This window comes from Enterococcus sp. AMC1623 (assembly GCF_058216495.1).
In genome coordinates this window covers 426246-447861 of record NZ_CM177096.1, presented here as the reverse complement: position 1 = coordinate 447861, position 21616 = coordinate 426246, and the positions used below count along the sequence as shown (strand labels likewise).

16 protein-coding genes and 1 other annotated feature are annotated in these 21616 nt (G+C 34.9%); of the genes, 7 read left to right on the top strand and 9 right to left on the bottom strand.

The window, feature by feature from the left end; genetic code table 11:
• Window positions 1–10 precede the first annotated feature (10 nt).
• Entirely contained in the window at window positions 11–748 is a 738-nt protein-coding gene (locus AC4BC7_RS02230; protein ID WP_490503705.1) for an amino acid ABC transporter ATP-binding protein, read from the bottom strand.
• Window positions 749–1002: 254 nt separating this feature from the next.
• On the opposite strand from AC4BC7_RS02230, the gene trpS reads away from it, so the two are divergent.
• On the top strand, window positions 1003–2010 hold the full coding sequence (gene trpS, locus AC4BC7_RS02225) for a tryptophan--tRNA ligase (protein ID WP_243430413.1): 1008 nt from the start codon (window positions 1003–1005) through the stop codon (window positions 2008–2010).
• Between the two features lie 37 nt (window positions 2011–2047).
• Here the strand turns inward: trpS and AC4BC7_RS02220 are convergent, their stop codons facing one another.
• The 6 genes from AC4BC7_RS02220 to AC4BC7_RS02195 all read right to left on the bottom strand — a co-directional run bounded on the left by AC4BC7_RS02220 (window position 2048) and on the right by AC4BC7_RS02195 (window position 15268).
• Window positions 2048–3655 (bottom strand): ATP-binding cassette domain-containing protein, encoded by a 1608-nt coding sequence (locus tag AC4BC7_RS02220; protein ID WP_490503704.1) that lies wholly within the window; start codon window positions 3653–3655, stop codon window positions 2048–2050.
• Between the two features lie 225 nt (window positions 3656–3880).
• Entirely contained in the window at window positions 3881–6301 is a 2421-nt protein-coding gene (gene pheT / locus AC4BC7_RS02215; protein WP_490503703.1) for a phenylalanine--tRNA ligase subunit beta, read from the bottom strand.
• A gap of 5 nt (window positions 6302–6306) precedes the next feature.
• Window positions 6307–7350 carry a phenylalanine--tRNA ligase subunit alpha gene (gene pheS, locus AC4BC7_RS02210; protein WP_207940293.1) on the bottom strand — a complete coding sequence of 348 codons (1044 nt, stop codon included), beginning with the start codon at window positions 7348–7350 and terminating at the stop codon, window positions 6307–6309.
• 78 nt (window positions 7351–7428) lie between these two features.
• Window positions 7429–7637 (bottom strand) — a binding site (T-box leader).
• Between the two features lie 43 nt (window positions 7638–7680).
• Window positions 7681–8001, bottom strand: a complete 321-nt coding sequence (locus AC4BC7_RS02205) for a winged helix-turn-helix transcriptional regulator (RefSeq protein ID WP_207940637.1) — start codon at window positions 7999–8001, stop codon at window positions 7681–7683.
• 66 nt (window positions 8002–8067) lie between these two features.
• Entirely contained in the window at window positions 8068–11736 is a 3669-nt protein-coding gene (addA, locus tag AC4BC7_RS02200) for a helicase-exonuclease AddAB subunit AddA (RefSeq protein WP_490503701.1), read from the bottom strand.
• Window positions 11729–15268 (bottom strand): PD-(D/E)XK nuclease family protein, encoded by a 3540-nt coding sequence (locus tag AC4BC7_RS02195; RefSeq protein WP_490503700.1) that lies wholly within the window; start codon window positions 15266–15268, stop codon window positions 11729–11731. The genes addA and AC4BC7_RS02195 overlap by 8 nt, the downstream gene beginning before the upstream one ends.
• Window positions 15269–15529: 261 nt before the next feature.
• Between AC4BC7_RS02195 and AC4BC7_RS02190 the strand changes: the two genes are divergently transcribed.
• The gene (locus tag AC4BC7_RS02190) at window positions 15530–16126 is read left to right on the top strand and encodes a nitroreductase family protein (protein WP_490503699.1); all 597 of its coding nucleotides are present in this window, start codon (window positions 15530–15532) and stop codon (window positions 16124–16126) included.
• Between the two features lie 29 nt (window positions 16127–16155).
• On the opposite strand, the gene AC4BC7_RS02185 is transcribed toward AC4BC7_RS02190, so the two are convergent.
• Window positions 16156–16641 (bottom strand): hypothetical protein, encoded by a 486-nt coding sequence (locus AC4BC7_RS02185; RefSeq protein WP_207940289.1) that lies wholly within the window; start codon window positions 16639–16641, stop codon window positions 16156–16158.
• 140 nt (window positions 16642–16781) lie between these two features.
• Here AC4BC7_RS02185 and AC4BC7_RS02180 point away from each other — a divergent pair, with 140 nt between their 5' ends.
• The 5 genes from AC4BC7_RS02180 (at window position 16782) to AC4BC7_RS02160 (ending at window position 20948) form a co-directional block, all read left to right on the top strand.
• Window positions 16782–17309 carry an HdeD family acid-resistance protein gene (locus AC4BC7_RS02180; protein ID WP_207940288.1) on the top strand — a complete coding sequence of 176 codons (528 nt, stop codon included), beginning with the start codon at window positions 16782–16784 and terminating at the stop codon, window positions 17307–17309.
• Window positions 17310–17389: 80 nt separating this feature from the next.
• Entirely contained in the window at window positions 17390–17830 is a 441-nt protein-coding gene (locus AC4BC7_RS02175; RefSeq protein ID WP_490503698.1) for a hypothetical protein, read from the top strand.
• 137 nt (window positions 17831–17967) lie between these two features.
• Entirely contained in the window at window positions 17968–19308 is a 1341-nt protein-coding gene (rsxC, locus tag AC4BC7_RS02170) for an electron transport complex subunit RsxC (protein WP_490503697.1), read from the top strand.
• Complete coding sequence (locus tag AC4BC7_RS02165; RefSeq protein ID WP_490503696.1) at window positions 19301–20368, top strand: RnfABCDGE type electron transport complex subunit D; 1068 nt, start codon at window positions 19301–19303, stop codon at window positions 20366–20368. Before rsxC ends, AC4BC7_RS02165 begins: the two co-directional genes overlap by 8 nt.
• Window positions 20369–20381: 13 nt before the next feature.
• Complete coding sequence (locus AC4BC7_RS02160; RefSeq protein WP_490503694.1) at window positions 20382–20948, top strand: hypothetical protein; 567 nt, start codon at window positions 20382–20384, stop codon at window positions 20946–20948.
• A gap of 36 nt (window positions 20949–20984) precedes the next feature.
• On the opposite strand, the gene AC4BC7_RS02155 is transcribed toward AC4BC7_RS02160, so the two are convergent.
• On the bottom strand, window positions 20985–21509 hold the full coding sequence (locus AC4BC7_RS02155; protein WP_490504400.1) for an HdeD family acid-resistance protein: 525 nt from the start codon (window positions 21507–21509) through the stop codon (window positions 20985–20987).
• Window positions 21510–21616: the final 107 nt, after the last annotated feature.

The following is a 21616-nucleotide window of genomic DNA, read 5'->3' as shown; positions in this document are numbered from 1 at the left end:
GCTTTTCCTCCTAATGGTTAATTACTTTACTAATAAATTGTTGCGCACGTTCCTCTTGTGGATTTTCAAAGAATTCTTTGACATTACGACTATCCTCTAACACTTGTCCGTCAGCCATAAAAATAACACGATCTGCTACTTCTCGCGCAAAGCCCATCTCATGTGTAACAACGATCATTGACATGCCTTCATGTGCAATTTTTTTCATAACATCCAATACATCTCCAATCATTTCTGGGTCAAGTGCGGATGTAGGTTCATCAAATAGCAACATTTCAGGTTGCATCGCTAATCCTCGTGCAATTGCTACACGTTGCTGTTGTCCTCCTGAAAGCATTGATGGATAGGAATCTTTTTTATCTAACATCCCTACACGATCTAAGATTTTTTCAGCACGCTCTGTTGCTTCAGTTTCATGTAACTTTAAGACTTTAATTGGTGCCAACGTAATATTTTCTAACACCGTTTTATTAGGATAAAGATTAAAATGTTGGAAAACCATTCCAATGTTACGACGAATTTCAGTTAATTTTGTTTCTTTACTACGAATATCTTTATCATTAATTAAAAGATTTCCCGAAGAAATTGTTTCTAAGCCATTAATTGTACGTAACATCGTGCTTTTTCCAGAGCCTGATGGTCCGATAACTACGACAACTTCCCCTTTTTCGAATTCCAAATTAATGTTTTTCAACGCATGAAATTTTCCGTAGTATTTCTCAACGTTTTTAAATTCAATCATTGACATTCTTTCACGCTCCTATATTTAGTATGATGAGCCTACTTTAATTATGGGCTAATAAATATTATAAGCTTGAAATTTCAATTTTGTAAAGTTTTTTATAAGAAAAGCATGGATCTTTGTAAAATTCAGGATTTTTCTTACATTGACATGTGAGAAAAATCCAATAAAATCCTAAAGATTCTCGTCATAAATCATTGTTTATTTTCTCGAAAAAAGGTAAGATGACTTAGAGACTATAAAAAGAAAAGGTGAAGAATTTGAATACTATCCTTACAGGGGATCGCCCAACTGGTCGTTTACATCTTGGACATTATGTTGGTTCATTAAAAACGCGCGTTGAGATGCAAGCTGATCCAACCAATAAATTATATGTAATGATTGCAGACGTTCAAGCATTAACGGATAATGCAAAAACACCCGAAAAAGTATCTTCAAATATTTTAGAAGTTGCTTTAGACTATCTAGCAGTTGGTTTAGATCCAGCGAAAACAACACTTTTTATCCAATCACAAATCCCACAAATTGCTGAATTAACCATGTTTTATTTGAATTTGGTAAGTGTTGCTCGTGTACGACGTAACCCAACAGTCAAAACAGAAATCGAGCAAAAAAACTTTGGTGAAGGTGTTCCAACTGGCTTTTTTATCTATCCAGTATCTCAAGCAGCAGATATTACGGCTTTTAAAGCAAATTTAGTTCCTGTTGGTGAAGACCAAAAACCAATGTTAGAACAAACGCAAGAAATTGTGCATAGTTTTAACTCTACTTATAGTGATGTTTTAGTTCAACCAAAAGGTGTCTTCCCACCAAAAGGTATGGGGCGTTTACCTGGGATTGATGGAAACGGAAAAATGAGTAAGTCTTTAGGTAACGGGATTTATTTATCTGATACAGCTGATGTTGTTCAAAAGAAAGTGATGAGTATGTACACTGATCCAAATCATATTCACGTACAAGACCCTGGTCAAGTGGAAGGAAACATGGTGTTTACTTATCTAGATGTTTTTGGTAAGGATAAAGAATATATCCAAGAATTAAAAGACCATTACCGTCGTGGTGGTTTAGGTGATGTCAAAATTAAACGTTACTTAATCGAGGTTTTAGAAGAAGAATTAGCACCCATTCGTGCACGTCGCGAAGAGTTTGCTAAGGATCCTGCCGCTGTCATGGAAATTCTACGACAAGGTAGCGCTCAAGCAGAACAAGTTGCTGCTCAAACATTAGCAGAAGTAAAAACTGCTATGGGTATTAATTACTTTGGTTAACTCAAAAAAGGAAACGACACAAACGGTCGTTTCCTTTTTATTTGGATTCAATCCCCTTATCTAAGGTAACAATTTCATCTACTAATGCTAAATCATTGTCCTTGTGGGTAACCATTATGACAATTTTTTGAGGGAATAATGTCTTGACTTCATTCATTAGCAGTTTCTCTGTTTGACTATCTAAGGCAGAAGTTGCTTCATCTAATAAAATAACCTCGACGTTTGAAAAAAACAAACGAGCAAATGCTAGTCGTTGCTTTTCTCCACCAGATAAATTTATCCCATTAGCACCAATTTTTGTCGTTAATTTATCTGGCAGCTTTTGATAGAACGCTGTCAATTGACATTTTGCTAAAACGTCTTCAATTTCTTGTTCATCAACTAGCCGATCTAATACAATATTTTCTCGTAACGTTCCTTCAAAAATTGGTGCTTCTTGCGATAAATAAAAAACTCGCTCATAAATAGAAGCGATATTGCATTTGGCTAGCACCCAATGATTAATTTTTACCATCCCTTCTGTTGGTTGAAATAAACCTAATAATAGTTTAAGAACGGTAGACTTTCCTGAGCCACTCTTTCCAATCAATCCATAGATTTTATTTTTTTCAAATCGCATTGAAATATCTGACAGCAAGCTTTTTTCGCCAATTGAGAAAGAAACATTTTCCAAAGAAAGAGCGTGAATTTCTTCCTGCCAAACGTCTGCCTTTGTTAATTTTGGATCATCTTTCTCTCTCAGAATTGCAAGTAAGCGAGAATAAGCTAATTTATCCAAGCGATATTGTACAAACAACACATTAAAAATCGCAATCGGTTGATAAATTTTATCCATATAAGCTAATAAAGCAATAAAACTCCCCATCGTTAACGATAGTTTTTGGGTAAAAAACAAAACAACCACCACTATTTTTAGCAACACCACACTGATTGCAAAACACGTAAAAAAAGATTCGTGGATTAATGCCATTTTAGTTGTGACATTGGTTGCTTTTTCAGCGGTTTCCTTATAAGCTGCTATTTCTTTAGGGTACTTTCGATTGATTCGAAAGACTAACAAATCAGTGATACCTCTGACTAACTTCGTATTCAATTCCTCTTCAAATGTTAGAGTTGATTCTTTTAAAGCTTGGAGTAATTTTAACAATAGTTTGGTAAATAAAAAGATCACCAGATATCCTAATAAAATAAAAGGAATTAATTTTTTATCAATAAAGGTGATAAAAAATAGGGTAAATACAATTTCTGGTAACAATTCTCTAAATAACTGACAATAAAATTGTAAATAAATCGTGCGTCCTGCCGTGGCTCCGACCTCGATTTTTTGTAGTAATTCTCCAGAACTATATTGTAAATACGTTAAATAATCGATGATAGACATTTTTTCCAAAGCTTGTTGCTTTAAAAAATAGAAAATCCCTTGCTGCAATTGATTAAACGGATATTCCGAAAGATAAGCCATTAATGGACTCAAAAATAATGTACTTGCATAACCGACCATTAACAACAATGGCTGTGCTAATACTCGATCAACTAATTGTTGTAGAAAATAGACATTACTTGCTTGGCAGAAAGCCACACCAATGCCTAACAGAATATACAAACTGAATTTTTTTTGAAATGTTTTAATAATTTTTTTATTCACAGCGATATCTCCTCATTATTAAAATTCATAATGACGATATAGCTGAAATACGATAGGAAAGCATACTCGATATAGGGCCTATCAAATCAGCTATATCGAGTAGTTACCTCGGAACTTTCTCATCGGATTCACTTCCTTATGTTTACTTATTAAACAAATCATACCATATTGCATTCTTTAAATAAAAAAATCAGCAATCTGGATAAGAATGCTGATTTTTAATAATTAGCGAATTACCGCTTCAAATTTTTCTGTTAAAGCTTTTGTTACTTTTTCCATTGCTCGATTAATTTCTTCATCAGTTAATGTCGCTTCTGGATTCACAAAAGTTAAGCTATATGCCAATGATTTGTGACCTGCTTCAATATTTTTTCCTTGATAAACGTCGAAAAGTTCCACATTTGTTAAGAACTTACCAGCAGCTTGATTGATTTCTTGAACAATTTCTTGATTAGAAATTTCTTCTTTCACTAATAGCGCAATATCTCTAGAAACTGCTGGGAATTTAGATACTGGTTGATAAATTAATTTGCCTGCATCATTTGCTAATAACGCTTCTAAATTTAATTCAGCAACATAGGTTTCTGGAACATCATAGGCTTTTGCCACAGAAGGATGAACTTGACCGATAAAACCGATTTTTGCTTCACCCAAATAAATTGTAGCTGTGCGACCTGGATGCATCTCTTTCATGGCACTTGTTTTTTCATATCTGATAACATCTTCTACTGATAACATTGCAAATAGATTATCTAACACACCTTTTGCATGATAAAAATCAACTTTTTCGCCTTTTCCTTGCCAATCTTTCGTTGTCCATTCACCAGATAAAGCAAAAGCGATATGTGTTTCTTCAATCGGTAAAGCTGTTGTCGTATCTTCATTTCGATAGAAAACGTGACCTACCTCGTATAGAGCCAATTGCGTATTTTTACGTGCCACATTATATGCAACATCATCTAATAAACCGCTAATTAGATTTAAGCGTAATACAGAACGATCCTCTGTCATTGGCCAATCCAAGCGAGTTGGTTGACTTTCTTTTAACATAAATTGCTTTGATTTTGTTTCTGTAGTTAATGCATAGCTGATTGCTTCACTTAAACCGTTACCTTCAAATAAACTACGAACCTTACGCGTTAAACGTTGCTCACGTGTCAACGCCCCTGCAACAGTTTCACCACTTGGTAACGTTGATGGTAAATTATTGTAGCCATAGATACGCGCTACTTCTTCAATAATATCCGCTTCAATTGAAATATCCCAACGACGTGGAGGAACAACAACAATATAATTCTCATCCTTTTCGCTATAGGCAAAACCTAATGCTTCAAAAATATCACTTACTTGAGCGACTGTTAGCTTAGTCCCCAAGTAGTTGTTAATGCGTGATAATGTGATTGCCACTTCCACATCCTCAGCGATTACTTCAGAACCCTTCACTGCACCATTTAATACTTCTCCACCAGCAAGACTCGCAATCATTGCGGCTGCTACATCACAGGCTTGGTCAACAGTTGCTTTGTTGATACCTTTTTCAAAACGTGAAGAAGACTCGCTACGCAAATTAAATTGTTTTGATGTACGACGAACAGATAATGGATCAAATAAAGCCGCTTCTAATGCCACTGTCGTTGTTTGATTGTCAATTTCTGAATCTAATCCACCCATCACACCAGCTAAAGCTACTGGCACTTGACCATTTGTAATAACAATGTTTTCTTTGGTTAATTGCCGAGTAACGCCATCTAATGTTACCAATTCTTCTTTTTCATGCGCACGGCGAACAAGAATTTCTTGACTCCCTAATTTAGCGTAATCAAATGCATGTAATGGTTGACCAAATAATAACAAGATATAGTTTGTTACATCAACAACGTTATTGATTGGGCGAATACCCGCGTTCATCAATACATTTTGTAGCCATTGTGGACTTGGAGCAATTTTTACATTTTCAATAACACGAATTTGATAAGACGGCGCATCTGTTGTGTCTTCAACTTTAACAGAAATTTTTTCGTGAGCTGGTTGTGCGACTTCATGTAACTCTTCATCTTTGAAGTTTGGCACTTGATTGTAAATCGCTCCAACTTCATAAGCAACACCACGCATACTTAACGCATCTGCACGGTTTGGTGTAATAGATAATTCAATAATCGCATCATCCATATTTAAATATGGAAAGACCTCTTCACCAGGAATTGCATCTTCTGGTAAATATTGAATCCCTTCTGAATATTCTTTAGGAATGACACTATCCGAATAACCAATTTCTTCTAATGAACAAATCATGCCATTAGATACTTGGCCACGCATTTTTCCTTTTTTAATTTTTACATTGCCAGCAATACGTGAATTTGGTAAAGCAACAATTACTTTAATGCCTGCTTTAACATTTGGTGCACCACACACAATTTGTGAGAGCTCCTCTTCGCCGATATTGACTTGACAGATGTGTAAATGATCGGAGTCTGGGTGATCGACACATTCTACTACTTCACCAACAACGATTTTTTTTAATCCTTCTGCTGGCACTTCTACTGCTTCAACTTCGATTCCGGTTACAGACATTTTATCTGCTAGTTCTTGTGCTGAAACCATTGATAAATCGAGATATTCATTTAACCATTTATATGAAACTAACATTTGTTTTATTCCCCCTTGAACTGACGAATGAATCGCGTATCATTTTGATAGAAGTTACGAATATCATTGACACCATAACGTAACATTGCAATTCGATCAGGCCCTAATCCAAAAGCAAAACCTGAATATTTTTCTGAATCAATGCCAGACATTTCTAGAACGTTCGGATGTACCATACCAGCACCTAATATTTCAATCCAGCCAGTATGTTTGCAGACATTACAGCCTTTACCACCACATTTAAAACAACTTACATCTACTTCAACAGAAGGTTCTGTAAATGGGAAGTAGCTTGGACGTAAGCGAATTTCGCGTTCTGCACCAAACATTCTTTGCATCAAGGCTTCTAATGTTCCTTTTAAATCTCCCATTGTTACATGTTCATCAATGACTAATCCTTCAATTTGATGGAACTGATGACTATGTGTGGCATCATCTGTATCACGACGGAAAACTTTCCCTGGTGAAATCATGCGTAATGGACCTTTTGAAAAATCATGTTGTTCCATGGTACGTGCTTGCACAGGTGAAGTATGCGTACGAATTAAAATTTCATCAGTAATATAAAACGTATCTTGCATATCACGAGCTGGATGATCTTTTGGTAAATTCATTCGCTCAAAATTATAATGGTCCTGCTCGACTTCAAATCCTTCAATCACTTGATAACCCATTCCTACAAAGATATCTTCAATTTCTTCCATAATTTGCGTTAACACATGACGCGTCCCTTGTACCATTTGTTTTCCTGGTAAAGTCACGTCAATGCTTTCTTCTGCTAAAGCTCTATTCATAGCAGCTTCTTCAAGGGCAACTTTTTTCTCTTCAATTTTGCCAGTTAATGCATCACGAATTTCGTTTGCAAAACTCCCGATTTTTGGGCGTTCTTCAGCCGAAAGATCTTTCATTCCACGTAGAACTTCTGTAATGGGGCCTTTTTTCCCCAATGTTTCCACTCGAATTTGATTTAAATGATTTAAATCTTCTACTGCTTCAATTTTTTCAATTGTTGCTGTTTTTAATGCTTCCAGTTTTTCCTGTAAAGACATTTTATTGCCTCCTTTAAATATAGTAATTCAAGAAATTTGGTGTCGTTACGAGCGAACAAAAAGAGACCTCGCTCCCAAAAAAGGAACGAGGTCTCGTGTTACCATCCTACTTCGCGTAAAATAACGCGCACTCAATTCATTAACGATAATGACTACCGGCTTAGTTTTTTCACTAAGCAAGCTCCGGAAGTGAATTTCATTTTTCGAATACAGTCATTGCTTTCAGTCTATGGCAAATCTCCCTGGTCTGTTTCATCCAAATTACTCGTTTCCATCTTCGCTTATTACGTATCCAATTGTTTTTTAGTTTACTAGATATTGAAATAGAAATCAACTACATTCTTCTTCAGTTACCCAATCATGGCTCCAATGTTTTACGGATTCCAAGGCATTTGCTAAGGCAACACCTTTTTCGGTTAATTGGTATAAGCTGTCCGCTTTATCTACAATACATTCTCGTTCCAATTCTCGCAAACGCTCTGTTAAGACACGATCGCTTAACATTGGAATTTTTTTTGCAAGATCGACAAATCGTTGTTCACCATCTTGAAGTAACACATCAATGATTAAGCCATTCCACTTTTTCCCTAGAATTGAAAAAGCTTTTTCAAATTTTGGACAAAGTGTATAGTTTGTTTTACTTGTTTCCATCATTGGCACTCACCTCTTCTCAACATATTATACCACAATGCAGGTGATTTTTACTGTTTCCAGAACTTATAAGTTTTTCATAGGCAAAATTGTTTGACCATTTAACAATACCAGATAGGTTTCAGTAACAGGTTTTTTTAGCGATTGTTGTAATGCTTCTTTATATAATCGTAATTGTCCTTGATATTGCTGTTGAATTTTCTCTTCATTATTTGCGTACACTGCATCTGTTTTGAAATCGTACAATATAATATAATCGTCTAATTCAATGTACCCATCAATGATCCCATGTACCAATAGTTCAGCACCGGGTTCTTCAAAATCTAAAAATACTGTCTGAGCATCTTTTAACATCGAAAATGGTTGTTCGCGATGAACGTTGTTAGCATGCTGAACTAAAGACTTTCCTAAATTAGTTTGATAAAACCAGACAATAGCATCAATATCAATTTTTTCTGCCACAGCTTTTTCTAAATAATTGTTTGTCACTAATTCAGTCAACTTATCTTGAATGCTCTCTTTGGTTGGTATTGCTGTTAAAGGTAATAGCTGCAGTAGCGTATGCGTCGCACTGCCAATTGCTGTTGGTTCAATTTTTTCTTTTTGCAAAAATTTGGGCTTAGCTAGTTCATCCGAAGCATAGCGGAAATGTTGTTTACGGCTTTGTTCAAACGTACTCTCCCAATCTAATTTGGCAATATCCTGTTCATCGGGATCATTATAGATTCGCTTCATCTCAGATACAGATTGATAGCTTGTTGTCATTGTTGATTTTTCTAAAGGATACGTAAATGCGAGACGACGTTGAAATTCGGCTGTTTCTTCACTCGCTTGTATCGCTAATTGCTCTGGTTTAATTGGTTCTGCCAAAACTTTGGGTAGTTGCTCCAAAAGCTCTGCTTGGTTCCACCAGTGAATTTGGAAGTTCGCATCATGACGGACAGTTCGAACGGCATCAATGTTGTCATAAACTTTTTGCATATCAGGATGCCGCATTAAGGTTAAGCCAATCCAGTTCATCAAGTTGCCTTTCCCACTTAAACGTAAAGATGAATCAAGAACTAGATTTTCTTGGGTTAAGGCTCGACTCCAATTCTTAAAAGCATCTTCTTTCGTTTTATAAGAACCAACTAGATACAATTTTTGCTCCGCACGAGTAAAGGCAACATACAATTTACGCATTTCTTCTGACAATGCTTTTTGAATTCGTACTTGCTTAATTGCTTGGTAAGGTAACGTATCAAAACGAATCCGTTCTTCATTGATAAACTGAATACCTGCACCTAATCGTTCCTCAAAAATATACCAGGAATTAAAATCTTGATAATTAAATTGCTTCGTTGTATCCAATAAGAAAACAATCGGAAACTCTAATCCTTTACTGGCATGAACCGTCATTACTCTCACAGCATCTTCAGTTGAAATAGCTAAAGGTTCTGCTAAATCTTTGTCTTTTTCCTGCATTTTTTCAATAAATCGGATAAATTGATATAACCCTCTGAAACTACTTTGTTCATAACTTTCTGCGCGGTTAGCTAAAGCAACTAAATTAGCATAACGTTGACGTCCAGATGGCAATCCAATCACATAATCCAGATAGGCCGTCTCTTCATAAATTGACCAAATAAGTTCTGAAAGTGAACGGCGACGTGCCATTTCACGCCAGACATCCAATTGTGCAAGAAATTTTTGGACTTGTTGCGCTAATTCAGTGTCTTTTACTGCATACAATTGCACAGCTTCTAGATAGTCTCCATTTTTTTTCATTAAACGGATTTCCGCTAATTCTTCTTCATTTAAACCTACAATTGGCGACCTTAAAACAGCGACTAGCGGAATATCTTGATACGGATTGTCAATAATTTGCAAAAGGGCAATCATTGTTTGGACTTCCGTCGCTTGAAAATAATTTTGAGCATCATTTACTTCTAATGGAATATCAAATTTTTTAAAAATATCCATGATAACTAAATTATTTTTACGAGTTGGGGTTAACAATACAATATCCTTATAGCTAACAGGGCGCTTAGCTTTCATTTTTTTATCGTAAATTTCAAATTGTTGCTGAATTAATTCTTTGACTTTTAAGGCAACAAGATGTAATTCACCTTCTGTTTTATCATCCACAACATCTGCGTCTTCTTCAACACCTTTTTCAAATAACAACAGCTCTGTTTGAAATTGGTTGCTTTCTGGAAACGCTGGGAAACCAGGAATCAATTTTGCCGCATCATCATAAGGAATTTGTCCTACTTCTTCATCCATTAATTGTTGGAAAACTAAATTTGTAAACTGCAACACCTCTGAACGTGAGCGGAAATTTTCAGCTAAAATGATACGACGTCCACCCTCGGCTTTTTCAAAAGCCAAATATTTATCAATAAATAAAGTTGGATCAGCTAAGCGAAAAGCATAGATGGATTGTTTGACATCCCCTACCATGAACATATTTCCTTGAGTATCGTCAGGTTCACGTACCCAGTATAAAATAGCTTCTTGTAGACGATTGACATCTTGGTATTCATCTACTAATACTTCTTCAAATTTTTGTCGATAATAAGCTGATGCCTCGCTACCTTGGCCTTCACCTCGTAAAATCGCCAAAGTAAAATGCTCTAAATCATTAAAATCTAATACACCTTTATCCAATTTTCTTTGCTGGAAATTTTCCATAAAACGTTGAGTTAAATTGCCCATTTCTTCCACAATTGGACGTGCTTGTTCCATTAATGCCAACATTTCTTCTGGCGCATACGCAAAAAATTGTTTAACCGATTCTACTAATTCTTTGGCTGTTTGTCGTTGAATTTTTACTGGTTCTGATAATTCTTTTTGTTCTTCTTTACGAAACGCAGGATAACGCCCAAACGACAAGCCTTCAATTTGTGCATAGGCTAAATCTAAGGTATCTTCTTGAAAATAACTTAATAACCGTTGTGCTTGTGCTAATTCATCAGCTACTAATGTTGCAGCTTTTTCAATAAGTGCATCAATTTGCGCAAGTTGTAACCCAATTTCTAAACGCTGAATTGCCGCTTCTAAAGTATGAATAATCGCAGGTTTTAATTGACTTTTATACAGCTGATTTTGTGTTAAACCATCTTCTGTTTGATAATTGTCTGCTAAATTTGTCAACCATTTTGTTGGATTTGGGTTTGCACGAGCAAATGTATAGAGTGACATCACTAGATCAGTCACACCTTCATCTGAACGATCACTTGAAAAGTTTTCCGTCAACCGATAAAATGATTCATCTTTTGCTTCATAACAAGCATCACGCAATTCTTCCCATACCTCTTCTTTTAATAAAATGCTTTCCGTTTCATCTGTCAACATTCGAAACACTGGATCTAAATCAATTAAAAAATAAAAACGGCGAATAACCGTTAAACAAAATGCATGTAACGTAGAAATATTCGCCATAGGTAACAGTGTCAATTGTCTGACAAAATGTTTTCTTTTTTCGCTGTCACTTTCTTTATTTACAGCGTCTTGTAAGGCTACTTGAATACGTTCTTTCATTTCTCTAGCAGCTGCTTCAGTAAAAGTAACAATCAATAACTCATCGATATTGCTCCCGCTTTTTAATTTTTCAATCACTCGGCGAACTAACACAGTGGTTTTACCTGACCCTGCTGAAGCAGAAATCAATAGATTATCCCCTTTATCAAAAATGGATTGCCATTGCGTATCGGTAAAAGTTTCGTTGCTAGGTTTCAAAGGGATCTTAATCATTTTCTTCCTCCCTCATTCGTTCAATAATTTCTTCTTTTGACAATTGTTTCATACGATGATACTCATTTTCTTGTAACATCACATCAAACGTGCAAATACTGCGAAACGGGCAATGCTGACATGCACGTTTTTTATCTTTCATTTTATAAGATGGATTTAACGCAATTTCTCCTGAAAGAATTCGATTACCACCATCAATCATTTTTTTTCGATTATGTTGAATCAGATAATTGATTTCTTCTTCTGTATAAAATTTGTCTTTACTTTGAGTAATTTTTTGGATTGTTTCATTTTTATCTTTACGAATTGGAAATAATGCTGAGTTTTTTGATTTCGTTAATGTCTCATCATAGATTGGAAAAACTTCTGCATCGTCAACAAATAAGCCATCATATTTGTATTGCTTTAATCGTTCGTCATCGGTAGCTTTTTGATGATCCATGACTGGATTATGCACATGGAAATAATAGGCTCCGGCAATTTTAGCGTCGTCTCTACCAATTAATTCTACCGCATCAGTTAAAGCAACATCTAAATACGTCACTAATTGCATCGCCAATCCATAATATGCTTCCGTTAAATCAAATTCACGACTGCTAGATTTATAATCCACAACAGATAACCATGGTTGTCCGTCAACAATCGCTGTATCAATTCGATCAATTTTTCCTCGTAAATGTAATTGTCCGCCAGAATTCAACGGTAATTGTAACCCAGGAATTCCACGTTTCCCTGCAATTTGACCAAATAATACTTCGGTTTGTACAGGAGACAATTGTGTTTTTTCTCCCTGCTTATGCAACGCCCAGGTCACACGTTGAATTGTTTTGCTTAATTGATGACGAATAAAATTCATTCGTGCAGAACGATTCAACAAATTGTAACGAATTTCTCCAAAAATTTCTTTTAACACATGATCCACAAAATGATCCCGTTCTGTGGCAGTCAGTTGACTTAGTGAAATATTTTCTTCAATTAAAACAGTTAAAAAACGATCTAATGCATCATGGAAAAATTCTCCTGTAATAGCCGGATTTAATCCGTAAATATCTCGTTCATTCAAACGTAAACCATAATCAACAAAATAGCGATATTCACATTGATAAAAAGTCTCCATGCGTGAAATTGAACTATGAATTTCTGTCCCATACAAAGCAAGTGCCGTTTCTTGCGGTAAAGAAACTGGGACATTGCGATGACTTTGACTAGCAAATACCCGTTCTGCTAATTGTTTATTCTCACCACGTAATTGTTTTTCCATCCAACGCCAAACATTTGGTAAATTGATTTTTACGTCTTGCGTTTGACGATATAAGCTATTTAATTGGCGAATTAAACTTCGATACGTTCCAACATAATACGCTGGATTGCTTTCTAACGTTAAACTTTGTCGGTTTTGTAACTCAATTCCTGTCCCCTCAACTAAACGAACCAAATAAGGAGACATTTTAATATTCTGTTGCGTATCATGATTAGCTGCGTACGTCATATAGAGCTTATCAGAAGCCGATAACAATACATTATATGCAACAAAAGGTTCATTTCGTAACGTCTCACCTACATGGTCGCGTAAATATTGATCTTCTTTTAACACAGCATTTAGCTGAGCCCGTTCTTCGCTCGAAAGTAAGGTTTTATTTTCAATTTTTCTAGGAAACGTAGTCTCATCCAGACCGATGGCAAACGTAATTTTAGCTTGCATGGGTCTTGCCAAATCTAACGGATTAATTTTTACTTGATCAATCGCTGTAGGAATTTTACCAAATGTCAAATTAGCTAATCCACTAGATAAAATTTCTTCAAACAAGTCAAAATTAAACGCATCTTCACCATAAATTTCAGAGAATTCATCTAATAAATCCATTAAAGATGACCATGTTTGCTCATGATTACGAGCTTGTTCAAGGTGACCCCGTTCAATTTCTTGATTGCGCCAATGGATGAGTTGTTCCTCAATCCCCTGTTGAATTAAAAATTGATAAAAAATCTCAAGCGCTTCATATGTTGTTTTAGCAGCTTTAATTTTTTTAAAGAAAGCTGCAATATCACGACGAAAAGCTCGGCGAATTTGATTTGTTTGCTCTTCAACCGAGACTGTGTCTGCTAATTGTTTCTCTTCAAAATTGTATTCAATTAACTGCCAGTCCTCCGCTTTCAACCAATCATTCCCTTGGAAGTGATGGGATAACGCCTTATTTTCAGTAATGTCTACAGCATGACGAAATTGGTTTCGTGCTTGCTGCCAGTCTTCACTTCCTACTCGCATCTCTTGAGGAATATACAGTTCTGTTCGTAAAAATCGAAAAATATCAGACAAACGATAATAATACTTATCCAAAGCAAACAATGCATGAATAAACTCTACTAAGGGATGTTGCTCCATTTTACGGTCTTCATCTAAATAATACGGTATTGCTAATTCATCAAAAACAATAGGAATTAATGAATAATAAATCTCTGGGTTTAATGTGACTAATTGGATATCACGATAACGAATCGGTTGAGGACTCTCTGCTGAAGCAGCAACTAATCGGCGAATCTCCACTCCGATTTGGCGCAGTTCTTCTTCAGGCGTTTCTGCTTTCCAAATTTCTAAAAAACTTTTTAAAGTTTTTTTGCTTGTAATAATTATTTCATTTGTTCGCCAATAATTTTCTATTACTGAGTAACCAGTCGCTTCTTCTAATAAAGTAGCTTTTTTATCAAACAGCACTGGTATTTGATACATTTGAGCAAAGTTTTTTAAAAGACTATACGTTTGTTGTGCTTCAAAAAACAAGTCCATTGCGTCTGATTCTTTATGGACATTATCAATATATATATCTACACAAAGATGACTTTGTTGCATTAACACTTGTAATAATGCTTGTTCTTGTGCTGAAAAATTTGCAAAGCCACTAACGATAAAAAGACTTTTCTTTAAATTAGGCAAGTCTGTATTTGAAGAGAATTCACCACTATGAGTTAAATAGCGTGTTAACATCGGTATCGGCTGTTCAATTTGTAGTTGGCGCTGAAGCAATTCTTCTTCATAAACAGTAAAAATTAATTGAACTTCTTTCATTTTCAATTCAAAATCTGTATTCTCACTACCAAATTGTAACTCTTCTGCATGAATATTCCCTAATTGAAATTCTTTATATAACTCAATTAATTGCGAAATAAATCCAGACTTATTAATTTCCCCTCGAAAAATCGTCAATTGCTCTGTCAATGATTCTAATACCTTCCGCATAATCATTGCAGAGCCAACTTCAGAAATCATTGTCCCACCAAACTGACCAGTCCGTTGTAAGAAATACCATGCTAATCGATTAAAACTATAGACTTGTCCACGAATAGAAGTAAATTCTTCTACATGTTGTTGTCTCTTCAATTGTGAAAGTAATTCTTGTTCACGTTCAAATTTATTATAGTTAGGCACTAGAAAAAAAACATCTTGTTGCGGATTAGCTAACCATTCACTTGCAATATCAATAATTGCTTGCTGATGATTGGTATTGCCACCGCCTGTTATAAATTGCAAGCTCAAGTGAGTCCCTCCTTTGTTCTATTGATAGTATTGTAACTATTGTAACAATTATTCTTAAGATATTGTATATAAACAAACTTGTTTCTCATTAAATTATACTTTATCATATTTTAACATACATCTCTTTTTAATCAAACATACGTTCGCTAATATACTAATAAATAAATTTTTTTATAAAAAGTTTAAGCAAATTTATTTACTAACTTTTAGTAAGATGATATAGTAACTCTTGTAATTAAGAAAACAAAGGTGGAATATAACATGACAAACTTTTTAAACGCATTACAAAATCGTCGTTCAATCTATGCAATCGGACGTAACGTTTCTTTATCTGAAACAGAAATTGAAGAATTAATCAAAGACGCTGTAAAAGCTAGCCCAAGTGCTTTTAACGCTCAATCAACACGTGCAGTTATTTTATTTGGTGACGCACATGAAAAATTATGGGATTTAACAGAAGCTGCTTTAGAACCATTAACTCCAGCAGAAGCTTTTGAAGGAACAAAACAAAAATTAGCTAGCTTCAAAGCTGGTTTCGGTACAGTTTTATTCTTCTACAATCAAGATACAGTAACAAACTTACAAGAACAATTTGCTTTATATGCTGATAACTTCCCAGTATGGGCAGAACAATCAAACGGAATTGCTACTGCAAATACTTGGACAGCATTAGCAGAAGCTGGTATTGGCGCTAGTCTTCAACATTACAATCCAGTAATTGATGAAGCTGTTGCAAAAGAATGGAACATTCCTGCTAACTGGAAATTACGTTCTCAATTAGTATTCGGTTCAAAAGAAGCTGAAGCTGGTGAAAAAGAATATTTAGCTGACGAAGAACGTTTCCGCGTTTTTAAATAATAATAAAAAGAGCTAGTGGTGATAGACCGCTAGCTCTTTTCATCTTGCGTAATAACGTCAATAGGTGTCCCCTCTTTTAAATTCTTCTTTAAAAAATTCGCAATTTCTTCGATTGAAGCACTAAATTTCATTAAAGGTCCTCGTAATCCTCGCTTAAAAAAATTAATCCGTACCACTTTTTCTTTAGTATCTTGAAATAAAACAACCCGATCAATTTCTGTAAATTTAATTCCTCGATTATCTAGTGAGTGAGTAACAAAACGATCTTCTGTCATTCCGCGTCCATTAATCAAATAACTCAAAATCAATAAAGCAGCAAATAACCCTCTAATTTTTTCGTCAAGTGTTTCTGCAAAAAATTGCGAAACAGCAATAAATCCTGCAACTGCTAATGGTGCCACAATTGAAAATATGGACTTACGCTTTGCTACAAATACTAATTCTTTTTTCAATAAAAATAAATAAGCATATAATATTATGGTAAAAGCACCAAATAATCCTGTAAATATATCCATTATATTCTCCTAGTCTTTTCTTTTAGTTTAACAGAGGTTAAGAAACTCTACCAAATGAATTTCCTTAATTTTAGCAAATAATTTTCTATTTTAACAAAACTTCGCTAAAATAAAGAAAACAAAGAAAATGAGGTGGCATTATGAATAAAATTATTCAACAGTTTCAAAGATATGCCTTATTACGTAGCGTGCTTTATATTTTAACGGGTGGATTCGCCATTATGTATCCAAAGCAATTCACTCAAGGCATCATTTATTTAGTCGCGGGTTATATCGCAATTTTAGGAATAAGTAATCTTTGGAATGCCTATCAAGAAAAACGACGTTCAGGATATGTTGGTTTTGAGATGATTGTTGGCGTGTTGTTTTTAGTAGCCGCAGCAGCTGTATTGGCTCTTGCTAAACCAATTTTTACCATTCTGACTGTTTTCTTAGGAATTTTGATAGTTCTAAACGGTCTTTTACGAATTGTTCAAGGATTTAATTTGAAAAGTCTAAACCAAGGTTACTGGCCATGGCTCTTATATGGTGCATTGTTAGTCGTGGGTGGATTATTATTAATGTTTAATGCAGTTGCTAGCATTATGACTCTTTTTGGCAGCCTGTTAATTTTTATGGGTATCTCCGAAATTATTGGTTATATCCAGATCAAACGGAATCTATCTTAAAAACAACATTGAAATAATGTGGAAATTTTCTAATAAATATAGTATATTTAGCTTACATCATAAACACAGGAGGTTATTTCATGAAAAAAATTTATCAAGAACAATCACATCCTAATGATGTCCCTGTGATTTTTTCTTATGATGCTGCTGGCCAAATCACTGGTAAACTTTCAGTGAATGAATGGAAAAAGCAAAAACAACAGGCAAAATTACTTGAAGAATTAGAAATTAAACTGTATCGTGAAGCTATTACGTATTATAGCAATAATGAGCTAGAAAAAGCTGAAGATTTATTGCTGTATTTAATTGCTTGTACAGATTACACTCATTATGAATACGTTGAACGATTAGCTAATATTTACCGTAAGCAACAACGCTTTACTAAAGAAAAAGATTTGTTAATTATTACGCGTAAAAATCTTGGTTCTGTTGAATTTTCTGAAGGTATTGTCCGACGAATCAATAAACGTATGAAAAAATTAGATGAAACTTCTTTTTCTGGATTACCTATTTTTAACTAAACGAGAAACACATATCTCTATGGTATGTGTTTTTTTACGCTTTTTTTTAAAAAAATACCTTATTTGTTTATTAAAGAAAGCGTTTTATGTTAAGATTTAAGTAACTTATTTACATGTCACATTTTAGGAGGGAGACGATGAAGAAAAAAGTAACTGGCGGCTTTTCATTAAGCCCCCCATTAAAAGCATTGAAAAAGAAATTAGAAATCCAGCAACAAACTGTTTCTGTCTTTGAACCCAATATGGTTTTTATACCTCTATCTCAACATATTGGTGCCCCTGCTCAACCAATTGTTAGCCCTGGCGATTACGTTAAACAAGGGCAAGTCATTGGTGAATCTGATGCGTTTGTATCTGCAAAGGTTCATGCTAGTATATCTGGTACAGTCTTAGATATTACCGAATGGCCGAATCAAAATAACCAGACCACGCAAACCATTGTCATTGAAAATGATTTTAACTATGACAATGATTTCCTTTCAACCCCTTTTTCTTGGGAAGAAGCTTCGAATGATTTAATTAAGAAAAAAATTCAACAAGCTGGCATCGCAGGTAAAGGCGGTGCAACGTTCCCAACACATGTCAAATTTGCAATCGATGATAACAAAAAAATTGATACATTAATTTTAAATGGTGCAGAATGTGAGCCCTTTTTAAGTAGCGATGCTTTATTAATGGAACAAGCTGCTTCAAAAATTATTGAAGGTGCTCTAATTGCCCGTAAATTACTTCATGATCCTTTAATTATTATTGGAATTGAAGACGATAAACCTCTTGCTATTGCTGCTATGAAAAAAACAACCACCTCTTATCCTTTTATTCAAGTCAAAGTATTACCAACTGTTTATCCAACAGGAGGAGAAAAACAATTAGTCGAAGTTCTTTTAGACAGAGAAGTCCCTTTAGGAAAATTAACTGCTGACATTGGCGTCGTCTTAATGAACGTTGCCACTAGCTTTGCACTATATGAGGCAGTTTGCTGGAATAAACCGTTAATTAACCGCTACACTACGGTGACTGGAGACGTTCAACAGCCACAGGTTATTCAAAGTCCAATTGGCACCTTAACTGGTGAATTAATTGATTTTGCAGGTGGCTTCCAAGGCGCACCTAGTAAAGTTATTCTAGGTGGACCAATGATGGGTAGAACAGTGACTACTTTACGCGTGCCAACAACCAAGGGGAGCAACGGCATTTTGGTTTTTAATGAAGACAATGACTGGTTATTCACTGAAAACCCTTGTATTCGTTGTAACAAATGCGTGGAGGCTTGTCCGATGCGCCTGATGCCTTTGAGTATTGATCAATATTTTAGAGCCGGTGACTATGACAAATGTGATGAATTATTAGCAGAAGCCTGCATCAGTTGTGGCGCCTGTACGTTTGTTTGTCCTGCTAGGCGTAACTTGGCGGCTACTATTACTGAAGCAAAAAATAAAGTTAGCGCCTTGAAAAAGGAGGCGTTGCAAAATGCCTGATTATTATCAAGAATCTGAAAGTGAAAAGCTTTTTCAACAAACATCAAAATTTCCAAAAACCCAACCAAATCCGCATATCCGCGGAAATCAAGAAACTCAAACTATCATGTTAATGGTTATTTTAGCTCTATTGCCCGCTATCTTGTTCTCTGGATATCTTTTTGGTTGGACTGTCTATTTAAATTATTTACTCGCCATGTTGACAGGTATTTGTGTCGAATTTCTTTGGTTTAAATGGATTAAGCGTAGGTATCAATGGGATTATAGTGCCGTTTTAACAGCTTTATTACTCGGAATGAATTTGCCCCCTTCTGCTCCATGGTATTTTCCAATCATTGGCACGACTTTTGCCATTATCGTTATTAAAGAATTTTTTGGAGGATTAGGGTACAACTTTATCAACCCAGCATTAGGAGGACGAGCTTTTTTAGTGGCTCTTTTCTATCAACAAATGTTCACAATTAGTTGGCCTGATCCGCCGTTTAATAAACTTTCACCACAACCATTCGATCCCACAATTGATACCTTGTCAGGAGCAACTCCTTTAGCCGTTATGCGAGCTGGGGAAACCCTTTCTTTAGACGAACTAAATGCAGCCTTCTTTGGTTTTATCGGAGGCCGCGCAGGAGAAACAAGTGCATTTCTTCTTTTATTAGGTGGCATTTTTCTAATATACAAAAAAATTATTGGTTTTCACATTCCATTGATTGTTTTAGGGACGATTGGACTTGGCGCATTTATTTTAGGGCCTACTGGTTTATTTACTGGTTCTTGGCAAAATATCATCGGACATATCATCAGTGGTGGCGCCATTTTAGGAGCATTTTTTATGGCAACCGACTATGCTTCGACCCCATCAACCAAAATGGGCGAAATAATCTTTGCTTTTGGCGTAGGTCTCCTAGTAGTTGTTTTCAGATTCTTTGGATTGACGAATGAAGGCGTCAGTTATGGTATCTTAATTATGAACTGTTTTACGCCAGCAATTGATCGCCTACTGCGTTTACGTGTATTAGGTGAAGGAAAACAAAGTCCCTTTAATTTAAAAATAAATGCGTAAGGAGGGTTGTTAGATGATTATTGCTAACCGTTTAGTTTTTTTTCTTGCAGTGTTAATCACTTTTTATGTTTGTGAAAAATATCCATCAACTATGCAAAAGAAACAGCCTCTTATTATTAAGCGTATCCTTTACATCGCAAGTTTAATTAGTTTCAGCTATATAATTAGTGGTATTCTTTTTGAGACCTTCATTCCTTATATACACTATGGTAATACACCAATTACACAGTCAATTACTGTCGCAAGCTTTAGTTTAATCATCACCTATCTAAGCTTTTTTGCCCCTAAACATCAAAAATTTTTGAATACTGAGTTAAAGAAAATGATGATTGTTGTGCAACTATTATTATCCCTTTCAACCTTTACACTCATCGATCCACACTATTTAATTAAGGAAGTCATTATTTACGGCTGTATGTATTTGTTTTTTGTTGTTTGTTTTGCAGGTGTTAAAGATCGAATGAGTATTGCGCCTATTCCGGAATTTATTAAAGGATTACCGCTTGATTTGTTGACCCTCTTTTTATTTTTATTAAGTTTTTCATTCCTAAATGGAGTCTTTTTCGATCAACTATTTTAAAAAAAAGGAACGTCAATAGCTGACGTTCCTTTTCGTTTATTTTATAAATGCACGTACGATATAAAAAATTCCAGTTAACATTAAGTAGAAACCTACTAAAAATGATAAAGTTAGCATTGAAACAATTGGATCAAAAAATAAAGAAATTCCAATAAAAATTCCAATAATATTTAAAATCAGAGAAAACCAATAATAAGCCGTACTTACTAAACGCACTTCATTTAATGTGACTAAATTACGTATTGAATCAATCACAAACCATAACGCAAAGACGTAAGCAAGAGCCATTACTCCTACATACAGGTTAAACATTAAAACAATTCCCAAAATCACCTCTAAAATTCCTAAAGTTAATAAAGCTGTTGCCTTAAACCCTGTGAATTGTTTTACTCTGTTGCGGATAAAAATGCTAGTAAGACCATTAATAATTGCTGTAATAGCTAAATAAATAACAAGTGCTTTTAGGCTACTACCTGGGTTTTGGAAAGCCATTAATGAGACAATAACAAATATAATCCCTAAAATTAAGCTACTCCAATCAAAATGTTTTTCTTCATACATCATGCTTCGCTCCTTAAAATTAATAGTTAAAAAGAAGAATCTCTCTCCTTTTCTATCCTACTATTTTTTTGTTTTTTTGGTCAAAGCATATCCAAAGAAGTTAAAAT

Coding starts and splice junctions, on each gene's coding strand:
- AC4BC7_RS02230 (WP_490503705.1), bottom strand. CDS start 748: ATGTCAATGATTGAATTTAAAAACGTTGAGAAATACTACGGAAAATTT.
- pheT (WP_490503703.1), bottom strand. CDS start 6,301: ATGTTAGTTTCATATAAATGGTTAAATGAATATCTCGATTTATCAATG.
- pheS (WP_207940293.1), bottom strand. CDS start 7,350: ATGTCTTTACAGGAAAAACTGGAAGCATTAAAAACAGCAACAATTGAA.
- AC4BC7_RS02205 (WP_207940637.1), bottom strand. CDS start 8,001: ATGGAAACAAGTAAAACAAACTATACACTTTGTCCAAAATTTGAAAAA.
- addA (WP_490503701.1), bottom strand. CDS start 11,736: ATGATTAAGATCCCTTTGAAACCTAGCAACGAAACTTTTACCGATACG.
- AC4BC7_RS02190 (WP_490503699.1), top strand. CDS start 15,530: ATGACAAACTTTTTAAACGCATTACAAAATCGTCGTTCAATCTATGCA.
- AC4BC7_RS02185 (WP_207940289.1), bottom strand. CDS start 16,641: ATGGATATATTTACAGGATTATTTGGTGCTTTTACCATAATATTATAT.
- AC4BC7_RS02180 (WP_207940288.1), top strand. CDS start 16,782: ATGAATAAAATTATTCAACAGTTTCAAAGATATGCCTTATTACGTAGC.
- AC4BC7_RS02175 (WP_490503698.1), top strand. CDS start 17,390: ATGAAAAAAATTTATCAAGAACAATCACATCCTAATGATGTCCCTGTG.
- rsxC (WP_490503697.1), top strand. CDS start 17,968: ATGAAGAAAAAAGTAACTGGCGGCTTTTCATTAAGCCCCCCATTAAAA.
- AC4BC7_RS02165 (WP_490503696.1), top strand. CDS start 19,301: ATGCCTGATTATTATCAAGAATCTGAAAGTGAAAAGCTTTTTCAACAA.
- AC4BC7_RS02160 (WP_490503694.1), top strand. CDS start 20,382: ATGATTATTGCTAACCGTTTAGTTTTTTTTCTTGCAGTGTTAATCACT.
- AC4BC7_RS02155 (WP_490504400.1), bottom strand. CDS start 21,509: ATGTATGAAGAAAAACATTTTGATTGGAGTAGCTTAATTTTAGGGATT.